Origin of the sequence: Vibrio frigidus (assembly GCF_042465995.1) — a bacterium.
In the GTDB taxonomy this organism is placed as follows: Bacteria; Pseudomonadota; Gammaproteobacteria; order Enterobacterales; family Vibrionaceae; genus Vibrio.
Genome location: NZ_JBCDMC010000007.1, coordinates 1 through 12,320, shown reverse-complemented (window position 1 = coordinate 12,320; position 12,320 = coordinate 1). Strand labels below are relative to the sequence as shown.

At 39.7% G+C, this 12,320-nt stretch carries 11 protein-coding genes, 2 tRNA genes, 1 rRNA gene and 2 pseudogenes; 8 read left to right on the top strand and 8 right to left on the bottom strand.

Translation table 11 applies throughout. The features are described 5' to 3' along the window. The first annotated feature begins 106 nt into the window (after positions 1-106). Positions 107-340, top strand: coding sequence for a hypothetical protein (locus AACW90_RS12825; protein WP_195702306.1), 234 nt, complete (start codon positions 107-109; stop codon positions 338-340). Positions 341-472: 132 nt separating this feature from the next. Then, positions 473-727 carry a YfhL family 4Fe-4S dicluster ferredoxin gene (locus AACW90_RS12820; protein ID WP_390235020.1) on the top strand — a complete coding sequence of 85 codons (255 nt, stop codon included), beginning with the start codon at positions 473-475 and terminating at the stop codon, positions 725-727. On the opposite strand, the gene AACW90_RS12815 is transcribed toward AACW90_RS12820, so the two are convergent. Together AACW90_RS12815 and AACW90_RS12810 are read right to left on the bottom strand one after the other, a co-directional pair. Then, positions 728-1,972: a sensor histidine kinase gene (locus tag AACW90_RS12815; RefSeq protein WP_390235018.1), complete on the bottom strand. Its 1,245-nt coding sequence runs from the start codon at positions 1,970-1,972 to the stop codon at positions 728-730. It lies immediately after the preceding gene. Continuing rightward, complete coding sequence (locus AACW90_RS12810; RefSeq protein ID WP_390235015.1) at positions 1,969-2,646, bottom strand: response regulator transcription factor; 678 nt, start codon at positions 2,644-2,646, stop codon at positions 1,969-1,971. The genes AACW90_RS12815 and AACW90_RS12810 overlap by 4 nt, the downstream gene beginning before the upstream one ends. Before the next feature lie 124 nt (positions 2,647-2,770). Here AACW90_RS12810 and AACW90_RS12805 point away from each other — a divergent pair, with 124 nt between their 5' ends. From AACW90_RS12805 to AACW90_RS12795, 3 genes are read left to right on the top strand one after another with little or no spacing between them, the layout of a single operon-like run. Further along, complete coding sequence (locus AACW90_RS12805) at positions 2,771-3,796, top strand: glycosyltransferase family 2 protein (protein WP_390235013.1); 1,026 nt, start codon at positions 2,771-2,773, stop codon at positions 3,794-3,796. Then, complete coding sequence (locus tag AACW90_RS12800) at positions 3,793-5,211, top strand: ArnT family glycosyltransferase (RefSeq protein ID WP_390235010.1); 1,419 nt, start codon at positions 3,793-3,795, stop codon at positions 5,209-5,211. The genes AACW90_RS12805 and AACW90_RS12800 overlap by 4 nt, the downstream gene beginning before the upstream one ends. Continuing rightward, a complete protein-coding gene (locus AACW90_RS12795) occupies positions 5,198-5,599 on the top strand; it encodes a GtrA family protein (RefSeq protein WP_390235007.1) in 402 nt (133 codons plus the stop codon). The genes AACW90_RS12800 and AACW90_RS12795 overlap by 14 nt, the downstream gene beginning before the upstream one ends. Before the next feature lie 188 nt (positions 5,600-5,787). On the opposite strand, the gene AACW90_RS12790 is transcribed toward AACW90_RS12795, so the two are convergent. Continuing rightward, positions 5,788-6,729: a sensor domain-containing diguanylate cyclase gene (locus AACW90_RS12790; protein ID WP_390235004.1), complete on the bottom strand. Its 942-nt coding sequence runs from the start codon at positions 6,727-6,729 to the stop codon at positions 5,788-5,790. 640 nt (positions 6,730-7,369) lie between these two features. On the opposite strand from AACW90_RS12790, the gene AACW90_RS12785 reads away from it, so the two are divergent. Then, complete coding sequence (locus AACW90_RS12785) at positions 7,370-8,893, top strand: methyl-accepting chemotaxis protein (protein ID WP_390235001.1); 1,524 nt, start codon at positions 7,370-7,372, stop codon at positions 8,891-8,893. Positions 8,894-9,090: 197 nt separating this feature from the next. Here AACW90_RS12785 and AACW90_RS12780 read toward each other — a convergent pair whose 3' ends face one another. Next, positions 9,091-9,606 carry a P-loop NTPase family protein gene (locus AACW90_RS12780; RefSeq protein ID WP_390234998.1) on the bottom strand — a complete coding sequence of 172 codons (516 nt, stop codon included), beginning with the start codon at positions 9,604-9,606 and terminating at the stop codon, positions 9,091-9,093. Between the two features lie 486 nt (positions 9,607-10,092). On the opposite strand from AACW90_RS12780, the pseudogene AACW90_RS12775 reads away from it, so the two are divergent. Together AACW90_RS12775 and AACW90_RS23100 are read left to right on the top strand one after the other, a co-directional pair. Then, positions 10,093-10,266 (top strand): annotated as a pseudogene (locus tag AACW90_RS12775) (P2 family phage major capsid protein); the annotation flags it as partial. A gap of 88 nt (positions 10,267-10,354) precedes the next feature. After that, positions 10,355-10,579, top strand: a pseudogene (locus AACW90_RS23100) (GPO family capsid scaffolding protein); the annotation flags it as partial. A gap of 370 nt (positions 10,580-10,949) precedes the next feature. On the opposite strand, the gene AACW90_RS12765 reads toward AACW90_RS23100, so the two are convergent. From AACW90_RS12765 to rrf, 4 genes are all read right to left on the bottom strand, one after another. Next, a complete protein-coding gene (locus AACW90_RS12765; RefSeq protein ID WP_390234993.1) occupies positions 10,950-11,687 on the bottom strand; it encodes a hypothetical protein in 738 nt (245 codons plus the stop codon). A gap of 252 nt (positions 11,688-11,939) precedes the next feature. Continuing rightward, positions 11,940-12,016 (bottom strand) — tRNA-Trp (locus AACW90_RS12760). Between the two features lie 22 nt (positions 12,017-12,038). Next, positions 12,039-12,115 (bottom strand) — tRNA-Asp (locus AACW90_RS12755). Between the two features lie 92 nt (positions 12,116-12,207). After that, positions 12,208-12,320: ribosomal RNA gene (gene rrf, locus AACW90_RS12750) — 5S ribosomal RNA — on the bottom strand; the annotation flags it as partial.

Below are 12,320 nucleotides of genomic sequence, written 5' to 3'. Positions count from 1 at the left end.
GTCTTATTGTTATGAATTATGCATATTAACAATCTAATCAACTAAGTGATTGTGTTCTATTAAATGAGTTTTGACGAATTTAATCTAGAAACTGTGAAATTGTATTATGAATGACATCTACAAAATCGAAACGTATTGTGAGAAAAGTAAAGAGCAACTTGCTGATTTGATTATTAAATCTGGAAGTCAGTGTATTGTTCGTGGATGGGCACTGATTACCGATCATGTTTTCAACGAATCACAGACTAAGCAAGCATTGCATCTTGTGGCCCGTATTACTGATAATCTAACCGATGATGACCTTTACTCTTGGTCGACTGCGAGTAAAAAAGCAGCATAATTAATTCCTAACATCACCTGTTTTTCACCTCTCTAGCCTGTGGTACACTTCGCGCCACTTTATCAATATGCTCTCGTGACTTGTTACGTATGAGCTTCTTTGTGCGTACGTATTGCTACCAAGGTATATTTCATGGCTCTGCTAATTCAAGACACCTGTATAAACTGCGACATGTGCGAACCAGAATGTCCTAACTCGGCAATCTCAATGGGTGACGAAATCTATGAGATTGACCCTGACCTCTGCACTGAATGTAAAGGCCACTACGACATACCAACCTGTCAATCTGTTTGCCCTATCACTAAATGTATCATCACTGATCCTAAGCACATAGAAAGTGAAGAAGCACTTTTAGAGAAATTTGTTGTTATACAAGGTTTAGCTTAACTAGAAAGTAATCCTTGCTTCACACCCACCATCAGCAAGATTCTCTAATACAAAACCCCATGAGAAACGGCGACAGAGATGATCGACGATAAGCAGCCCCATTCCGTGCCCGTTTTCGTCATAGGTTTCTGTTAACCCGTTACCTTCATCTCGAACAGACAAACTGTCCGGTGTCATCTCTATACTAATCTTGCCTTTGTTCGTCGCGGCAATGGCGTTTCGAATCAGGTTCCCGACCACCATATTAAGCACCGCTTCACTGGCTTGAACTTGAGGGCCATCTTTAATATTCAGTTCGAAATCTAATTTTTTATCCATGGCTTGAGCCAGATTTTGTTCTACTATTTTTTGAATTTCGCTCGCCTTTACGCGGCGTACGGGCGCATCATCTTTGCTTCTTTCATAACGCACCAAGCTGAGTAGTGCATCAACCATAGTGCTCATTTGATAGGTGGCATCGCTAATGCGGGTGATCTGCCTTTCTTGAAATTCATTCTTTTCACTGCGGAACAATAGCTTTGTAGAACCTTGCATCACCGTGAGTGGGGTTCTCAGTTCATGGCTTGCATATCGAGCGAACGCTTGTTCTCTCTTAATTAAGGACTTAATTTCCGAACGATAGCTATTAAGTTCATCGGTTAACGTTTGAAATTCAATAGCAGCGCTATCTGGTACCTCAAATTCCTGACTGAATTCGCCTCGACTCTTTTCCAATTGTTGTGTTAACTCATTAATCGGCTCAATCAGTCGTTGAGAAAGTTTATAAAGCAGAGCACCAAAGGAGAACATCATTAAAGCGATCATAGATATAACCGTGGCAATCGCATAAACCCGTTCCTCTACACTAAATTCAACTCGATCTATTTCTGATTCAAGAAGGATAGGAAACGAGACCCCACCATCGGTATACTCTCCTAAATAAAGCATACGAGATTCTGTCTCGCCTAAATAGTAGCTCTCACCGTCTATATATTGTGCAAGAACCTCTGGGACCAAAGAGAGGTCATTGTAAGCAACGGTAAGAATATCCAGTCTGATTTTTCCCTTTTCCCCGGTCAAAAATCGTTCTATCGCTTGATCTCTATCGAATAATATTCGTCTTTCACCCACTCTGTCTTCTGACCAATCTAATGCCACACTAAAAATGGCATAGCAAAAAATACCCACCATGATAGAGACACCGATAAAAAACATCGCAAGTCGTCCAGTCATGCTTTTGGTACTGATAAAAAGCGGCTTTTTCATTCTCCACTCTCCAACCTAAAACCAATCTTGGGTACGGTGATCAAAAGTGCAGATTCAAATGGTTTGTCTAATTGATTTCTAAGCTGGTAAATATGGCTACGCAAGACATCGTTATTCGGTTCATCTTCTTGCCAAAGTTGGTAAGCAATCTGGTTACGTGTCACGACATCCGGTCCTTTTAAGCAGAGCAATTCTAAAATGGTATAGGTCGTTGGATTGAGTGCCAACAGCTTGTCTCGACGGTAAGCTCGACGAGTTTTTTGATCAATAGTAATTTCACCAAATGTAAGCTTGCTGTTTGCGACTTTTCCCTTATAGCGCCTTAACAGTGCTTCCATTCGTGCGTGTAAAATATCAAGATCAAATGGTTTCGTTAGATAATCATCCGCACCATATTTAAAGCCTTTTAACTGGTCATCTCTGCTATCTAACGCGGTGAGCATTAAAATTGGGGTGTTTTTTCCACTGTCTCGAAGCTTATTACAAACGGCTAATCCATCCATACGGGGCAACATCAAATCGAGTAAAATAATGTCGAAATCATTCTCCAAAGCTAGTTTTAAACCCAATGCACCATTGTCAGCGTAATCCAGTTCCATATTCATGCTCTCAAAATAGTCAAATAGCATGCCTGCAATTTCACGATTATCCTCAACCAGTAACACTCTTTTCATCTTAATTCGCCTTGTTCCCTTCAAGAAAGGATCGCTTATTTGATGTGGAAAATATGTCGACGACATCTCTTTCACATCACTTGCTTTAAATTGCACTCTGTTGTTTATTATAGAGTAGTTAATTATGACCGCGCATTCTATCCATACCATAAAACGAACCAGTCCTAAGCGTCATTCAGATGACCATATTACACTGTCTGTTATCGTACCATTCTATAATGAACAAGATGTGTTACCTGAGTTTCATCGCCGTTTAACCGCCACATTGGATGAGATACCCATTGTGAGTGAGATTGTCTATATCGATGATGGTAGTACAGATAAAAGCCAAGCCTTGGTTGAATCCTTTTCTCTCTCTTCGAGTTTGATACGTTGTATCTCACTGAGTCGTAATTTTGGTAAAGAGTCAGCCATGAGCGCAGGATTAAAACACTGCAAGGGCGAAGCTATCATCCTAATAGATTCCGATTTGCAGGATCCCCCAGAGCTCATTCCAAACTTATTAGCTAAATGGCGAGAAGGTAATGATGTCGTTAACATGCAACGTAGCGATCGCTTAGGTGAAAGCTGGTTTAAACGCTTCTCTGCTGCTTGTTTCTATAAATTACTCAACAGTATTGCGAAACTAGAAGTGCCTGAAAACGTAGGTGACTTCCGATTGTTAAGCCGCGAAGTAGTTAATCATATCAATCAACTTCCTGAACGTAATCGCTACATGAAGGGTCTTTTTTCTTGGCCCGGTTTTAGACAGACCACAATTACGTTCCAGCGCGATGCGCGCTTTTGCGGTGAAACTAAGTGGAACTACCTTAAACTATTGGGACTAGCGGTAGATGGTATTACTTCTTTTTCCATTCGCCCATTACGCATTGCCACCATTATTGGAGCGTTAACCGCTATAGCGGCCTTTATTTATGGGTCATTCATAGTAATTAAAACCGTTTTTCTTGGTGACCCAGTTTCGGGCTACCCATCAATTATGGTGATCCAATTGGCACTTGGCGGTATTCAATTACTTTGTATCGGCTTGATGGGTGAATACATTGGTAGGATCTTCATCGAAACTAAGCAACGACCACTCTATTTAATACAATCCATTCATGAACAACCTGCAAGTAAACAAACCGTTAAACTAGGACATACCGCGTGAATATCAATAAAAATCACTTATGGCTAATGCTCGGTTTTGCGATGTTATTACGCTTAATATCCCTTTCAACTTACCCATTAATGGACACCACTGAAGCGCGTTATGGCGAAATGGCCCGGCTTATGGTGGAAACCGGAAACTGGCTTACTCCTCAGTTTGACTATGGTGTGCCATTTTGGGGAAAACCACCCCTTTTCACTTGGATGAGCGCCGTTGGGATAAACGTGTTTGGATTAAACGAATTTGCAGTGCGTTTTCCTCATTGGTTAGCGGGCTTATTCACGATTGGCTTAATTGCCTTGTTTGCGAAAAAATCCGGTTTAAATGCGTTGGTTGCCGCGACGGTTCTTGCAACCTGTGGCATTTTTTCGATTGCGGCTGGCGCGGTAATGACCGATATGGCACTAACTCTTTCCATGACAATGACCATGTTAGGGTTTTACTACTGCTGGTTAGCTCAATCAGATAAAGCAAAAAGGTGGGGATATCTATTTTTTGTCGGCCTTGCGTGTGGCTTATTAGCCAAAGGACCCGTAGCAATAGTCACTACCGGTATCGCGGTATTCCCTTGGTTAGTTTTACAGCATGGATTCATTGGGGCGTTTATAGAGTTTAAACGTCGCTTTCCATTGGTAACAGGCGTCGCGCTTATGCTTGCCATTGCGCTTCCATGGTATTTTTTGGCGGAACTCGCCACCCCAGGTTTTATCGACTACTTCATTGTCGGTGAGCACTTTAAGCGTTTCTTCGTCAGTGGATGGGAAGGCGATTTATACGGCTCCGCCCATGATCAACCAAGAGGCATGATCTGGCTATTCTGGCTAGAATCTGCACTCCCATGGTCAGTAGTATTACCCATTTTACTCTGGGTTCGTCGAAAGAACGACAGCACAATACTTGCTTCTCACAAAGGTTTAACCAGCTTTCTGTTCTTATGGTTGTTGTCCCCTCTCATCTTATTTACGATGGCAGGCAATATTCTACCAGCCTACATATTACCAGGCGTACCTGCATTAGGATTATTAGTCGCATCACTGGTTACTAATAAGGATTTCAGGTGGTTTTCAGGAATAGCGGCTGTATTGCCCGTTCTATTAATGGTGACGATGCTGGTCCTGAACTTAGGAAAAGCCGATGAAAAAAGTGACCGCGTTATCTTCAATCAGATTACAACTGACGCCCCTGTTTTCTACGTCAGTAAACGCCCATTTTCTGGACAATTCTACAGCAATGGCAAAGCTAAACAGCTCGACTCTGTTGAGATGTTGACTGGACTTAACAACTATTATCTCATTGGTAACGCGAATAGCGTAGAACCGTTAATGACCAGAGAAAACCTGAGTTGCAGTACCGATTTCATCGCAAATTCAAAGCGTACACTCTACCATTGTCAGGTCAGTCATGGACGCCACTAAATTATTGAAGTTTGTCTTGGTTGGCGGTGTCGGCTTTGTCGTCGACACCTTGGTATTTATCTTACTCTACCAAATAATTGAGCTCGACATGATGGTTGCTAGACTGTTCGCATTTATCGTTGCTGCCACCACAACCTGGTTAGGCAATCGAATCTTTACATTTTCTAGCCGCTGTATAAGCAACAAGCTTATACAGTGGCAAAAATTTATTTCTGTCGCTTGCTTCTCTGCAATACCTAATTTTTTAGTTTTCAAGCTCGTTATGAGCTTGATTGACAGCTATTTTCTAAGTGTTTATATCGCCCTTGCCCTCGGTGTATTGGCCGGTATGGTAAGTAACTTTTTGTTAAGTGAACGATGGGTATTCGCGACACGCGAACCGCATTAAAATCTGTGAATGTGAGTGCTTTTTATAACATCTAGGGCAGTTAAATTGACCGGACTAACGTGTACATATTAAAAGGGGTCAGATGTATACTTAGCAAATGAATAGAAAGAATAGAAAAAACTGGGGGACTAACTTTTAATACGTTCACAATGTAAACAAAATAGTTCTCAGAAAAATGATGACGGTGGTTATGAGAGGTCGCTTAAATTATCCCTATAAACCGTGACTTTATTTCTACCATCACCTTTTGAGTAATACATCGCTTTATCTGCTCTCGACAAAATAAACTTAATATTATCATCCGAGTTTTTCAACTGAGAAATACCAATACTCACCGTTACATTAACCATGTAACCATCGATCTCACACGGACAAGATGACACTGACTTCCTGATTCTTTCAGCAATATTGATCGCTCTATCCATTTCAGTATGCCCTAGGACAATAGCAAACTCTTCTCCTCCAATTCGACCTAAACAATCGACCTCTCGAATTCCCAATTGGCACAAATTCACGATATGTTTTATTACTTCATCCCCAGACTGATGACCAAATTGATCATTCACATTCTTGAATCGATCAATATCCAACATCAATAACGTCACATTCGTTTGATACCGGTGATACCTTTTAAGTTCTTCGGCAAGGTGAGACATGAAGGCTCTTCTATTCAAAATACCGGTCAATTCATCGGTTTCAGATAATCTTTTAAGCCGTTCCTCTAAATAATAACGATGCGTGATATTTCGAGCCATCCATACGACAGTTCTCTCACCATTTTCAGTGATAGGTAATGGTTTAATCGTACCTTCAAACCATAGATCTTTGGGAGGGGTAACATCATTAGGGAGCACAATCATATCTTGATTAGCGAAGTGGTATTGAACAAACTGCGTTGCATTCTCATCTAATGCGCGACGAATATTGGAATGAAACTTAGTGGCCATCTCCGAAGGGGCAACATCATACAAAGAGCGACCTATAAATGGCTTACAATCGAAACCCGTTCTATTATCTTCCCCACCGTATACATCAATATAGATGCCTGATTCGGAGAATATAAATACATGATCGGGAAGCGAATCCAAAACCGTATAATACCGCGTAAATAACTTATCTTTGCATTCCATGCGTCATTTAGTATCAGTAAGTAATTTCACCAGTATACATGAGCACTGTGTCAAAAGTGATATGCATTCCACAAAACACTTTCCAATTAGAGTGAAAACTTTATAAATACTTCGGAAGTTCTGATAAAACCTTTAATTATGGTAGGTGTGGAGAATTTAACTTTCTTAGCAGGTAAATTTTACCTCCTTTTACCGTCCTAAAAAATCAATGTTTAATAACAAGGGAAAGGGCTGTCTCTATTGATATATAAATCCATACATCGCATTTTTGCGCTTATAGATAAACAGCCCAAATAGAAACATTAACCGGAATAACGAAGCTCTAAAGATCTTTTTAAAATCCATATATTTAAGTGAGTTCAAGATAATCAGTGCGAGTTTTGCAACAATACGCAAACTAAGATGAACGGATAATTTCTGTCATCTATTACATTGCAATTATTGATACTATTACCAATACTGAAGTTAGCGTATATCGATATTTATTAAAACTTATCAACATAAACCAACAATATCAAATAGTTATGTTAAGGGGTTACATTTGAAATCTATATCTTCGAAACTTTTGATCGTTCCAGTTTTGTTCAGTTTAGTCATGTTGGCTATGAATTTTAATAATCGTCTAACCGCAAATGAGGTTATGCGAAGTTTTAACTCTGTTTACGAAGATAGGGTTATTCCGTTATCTAGTTTAAAAAAAATCTCAGATTTATACGCTGTCAATATTATTGATGCCGCTAATAAAAAGCACGTTGGATTGATGTCATACCAGGAGTTCAAATCTGGCGTCCAAAGTTCTTTAGATGACGCGAAGGGCATATTTGATTCATACATGGATACCAAACTCACCAAGGAAGAAGAAAGGTTGGCTCTGATACTGGAAGGGAAAATTCACGAACTGCATTCTCAATTACCAATAATTATTGATGAGTATGAGTCCAAAAAAATTGATGATTTTGTTCTAATAAAAAAAATGTATTTTCTGATAGATGATTTAGGAGAAGTCTTATCTCAACTGATCGCTCTCCAGCTAGACGAGGTTAACGTTGAACTTCAGCAATCCAAATTAGCTTTAGATAACTCGAACACCTTAGGGTGGTTATTTTTGGTACTTTCGGCATTCCTTCTGTCTTTTTTATCAGTATTTCTGGTCCGAAGAGAGTTAAAAAACCTCCCTACCCTCCTCCAATGGCTTAAAGAATTATCTGAAGGGCACCTTTATCAACTTAAAACTAAAGTGGCAAATAATGAGTTGGACTTGATTGCTGAATCATTGTTTAAATTGTCTAAAAAACTGTCTCTGGTTACGTTTGAGAGTCAACATAAAATGAAATCGCTGTCGACAAAACAGGAAGAGATAGCGGCCTCAATCGACAAAAATAAAGTCAATTCACTTGAAGAAATGTCTTCTGTAGAGCAGGTAGCTACTGCCGCTACCGAATTATCATCGACGGCAAGTGATGTAGCATTGAATGCGGCTCGTGCAGAAGAAGCAGTATCTGATGCGACAGAGATCATTTTATCAAGCCAAGAAGTGTTAATGAAATCAAACCATACGACGAAAGAGGTGAATGAATCAATCCATGACGCCCAGAAGATAGTGAATACGTTAAGAGAGCATTCGGAAAAAATCAGCTCTGTTGTTGATGTTATAAATAGTATTTCAGAACAAACCAATTTATTGGCTTTGAATGCGGCGATAGAGGCGGCAAGGGCCGGAGAACAAGGACGCGGGTTTGCTGTGGTTGCCGATGAAGTGAGAGCTTTAGCTGGCAAAACTCAGAAATCTACGGTTGATATACAAACTATTGTTTCTTTGCTTCAAGATCAATCTAAGCAAGCTGATGAATCGATGACGAGAAATGTTGAGTTAACAACTATTACACAAATAACGACGGCTGAGTTAACCGAGTCTTTTAAACATGTATCCGACAAAGTCTTGGCCATCTCAGAAGTGAATTCCATAGTGGCTACAGCTGCAGAAGAACAGAGCGCGGTAACGTTAGATATTTCAAATCAATTAGAGGATATCAGCAACCTTGTTCAAAGCAACCTTAACGGTATAGAGGACACCAACCGCGCCAATCAAGCGATAAATGAGCTAACCGAAGAATTAAACGATGAACTGTCATTCTTCAAGGTTGGCGAGAAAACAGCATCATAGAGACAGAACTCCGCAGTAAGGGCTTCAGGTAGATGAAAGGCCGCTAGATTAGAGGCCTTTCATCTACAGAATCATTTAATTGATGCCAACAATCTCCATTCACTGTTAGACAAAGCAAGTTTGGTCGCTTAATCTTGTTAGATTCATTCGCATAAGTAAGCGTGTCTTGATACCCAAAAATGTTTGATATATGCGTATCACTTTAATTGCTGTAAGACAAAATGGTTCAACTCGGTAACGGTTTTGATTACGTGAACATCTTTGCTATTCGAGTTTTCTCTTAACCTAGACATAAAGTCATTATTCCAGAACTTTGGGCATAGCCTTAATACTTTGTAACTTTCCATTGTTCCTTTCAGTACTGAACTACCATCAGGCCAACCTTCTGGCTTTACAAAGAGTCCCTTGAGAAAGCGCTTAGTAACAAACCAATAACTAACTGAATACGGGAGATCGATATAAACTAATGTATCCGCCGCCTCCAAACGTTTGTTAAATGAGCCTATAGGTCCAAAACCATCAATGATCCAACTTTCCGAGCACAAAATACTTTCGTGTACTTCATCAAATATTTTGCGTTCTACAAGTTCACCATTCTTCTTATAAATTATTGAATCTAATTGATGAAGTGGTATACCTGTCGCTAAAGCTAACGATTTACTTACCGTAGACTTTCCACTGCCCGGCTTACCAAAAACGGCTATTTTTCTCATGTGAGCTCCTAGTGAGATAATACTCATAAGGCAGATACAAAAAACCCACCTTATGGGTGGGTTCGACAAATAAAAAGCGCATCAAAAATCCCACCATTCCTATGGAATGATGATAATTCGTACTTTATGTTGCTCTAAATTTGTATTCATTCAACCACTCTCATATAAGGGGACCTGATTGTCAATGAATACATATAAAAAACATCCCCTGTCTCGTCTGCACTGAGGATTATACCTTTTGCGAGTTCTTCTCAATAATTCAATAGCGTTTCTAAGGCATACTTATCGTAGACTAGTCATTTTAGCGTATAGCATTGATTGTTATTGCTTTTAGTTCCAAAACAACAACATTGCCGTCTATTTCACCAAATAATAATTGATAACCGTCAGGTTACTTAACATCATTAGGGAAACGACTCGAATTTCTAAAGACCCTAAATATATGGGCTAAATTCTTATAAGATATAGTACTTGAACTGATAGTTTATGGTGACCAGTTTCGACAACCTGTCTATTTACATTCAAGGCAACACGATTAGAAAGTCCGTTGGTAAACGTAACGACAGCAAAAACCGTGTTGAAAGCTTCGAGTCAATGAACATGGCGTATGTGGTCGAGCAACTAGGCAAAGCGGCCACCGTGGAATTCGATAATGTGTAGTTGAAAAAGCTCGGTTCAGACGTTTGGGCGTAACACTAGAATAATGCGCCAGATACATAAAATGCCAGGGCCATTCGGCGATGCGCTCGGCTCTGTTGCTTCGCTAGAAAAACAGGGAAACAAGCTGTATGCCGTGCTAAAGCCTAATTCAAAGCTACTGCGTACCGTTGAGCAGGGACAACTATTACATGCTGCTTGTGAGTATATAGAAGAGTTTGCAGGCACAGGTAAAGCCTATTTAACAGGTCTAGCTTTAACGGATAATCCATCCTCTCTGGGCACCACTCAAATTCACCTTTCAGCAACATCTAGCAATAGCGTTGTGAAGAAGAATTCATTCTATAAAAAAGATGATCAAATCAGCGTATTAAAAAACAAAGTAGCGAAATTATCTTCCCAAGTCGAAAGCCTAACCATACAGGCCAATGCACTCACAGGTGAGTCTGACATTAAGGAAGATGGGGAAGATATTTATCTTTAATGTGTAACTAAAGCGAACAAACACAAGGCCACTAATTCTAGTGGCCTTTCTATTATTGGTACTGCTTCTATATCAACCTATGCTATAGATTGGACGTTCTTTAGCTTGCATTAAGAACCTTTAATCGAAACGAAAAACGATCTTTTTTCAACTAAATTGATAAAGGTGGTATGAAGTAATCTAGATAGTAGCTAACTATCATTTAAATTTGGATGTACCCTTTCTTTTCCAAAGTATCTGCAATTTTATGTAAATTATAGGATTTTGGTTCGCCTTGCATAATATTTTGATGAAATGAGTCTATAAACTTTTCCAGTAATATTAGAGAAGAAATGCTAATAGCTTCATTTGTAGCGGGATCTTTAGGGCTTGTTTTATCATTTAATATGTATTGAATAGCTTCTGCACTTTCAATTAATTGACTAGCATGGTGTGCATAAAGGACATCGTAACACTGAAACCATCCGCCTTCATGACGATCATTTAATACCCCAGCGGTACACAATACAACAGCATACCAAAGAGACAATTCTTTTAACGCGGATACTAACTCCATTTCGTTTTCAACTGATAAGTCAATGTTGAGGCTCTTGAGGGTACTCAAGTATTGATCTAACGAACTAAATTGCTCTGTGTTAGCACAGTAAGCCATTGTGTATGCTCGACGTGAAATGATAATCTGACCTAACCCTCGCAGTTCTAGTCTTTGTTCTCTTAAAGAGTTTGCCTCTAATATCGGTTTTAGAACGCTTTCAATACCAGATCTAGCTTTATGATCCAATCTTGGCAGACTATCTTCAGTTGATACTTGACTAGCTAGGTTTGCATAACTTTCTTCGAATTTATTCCAAAAATTTTCATCATGTATTGCAGGGGGTTCGATCGGTACTTGGTTGTTAGATTTTGGTTTATCGAAAAGCCGTTTGAAAAATGAAAACATTTATTTTTCTTATAGTTAGAAGGTAAGGACGCTAGTTTACATATATAATTTCCATAAATTTGGATATCTCATCACATTCTAAAATTGAATTACGACGGATCAATAGGAACTTTATTTGATACGTTGAAGAAAAAGTGACAAGAGTCAAATTAAACACGTTATAGGTTAGTTACTTACTAGAAATAGAATCTGAAAAACAAAAAGGCCACTCCGAAGAGTGGCCTTTCTTTTTGCATAGATATGCAATTGTAATGGCAGGGGTGGAGAGATTCGAACTCCCAACACGCGGATTTGGAATCCGCTGCTCTGCCAATTGGAGCTACACCCCTAAAACTGTTTTTTTGTAAGAACTGGCGGAGTGGACGGGACTCGAACCCGCGACCCCCGGCGTGACAGGCCGGTATTCTAACCAACTGAACTACCACTCCACATGGTATTCTTACGACAATCGAAGTCTTATAAAACTTAGCTTTGATTGTTTTTGCCTTATCTTTTCTAAAAAAGATAAAACGATGTTAAAGCCTGGCGATGTCCTACTCTCACATGGGGAGACCCCACACTACCATCGGCGCTATTGCGTTTCACTTCTGAGTTCGGCATGGGATCAGGTGGGTCCACAATGCTATGGTCGCC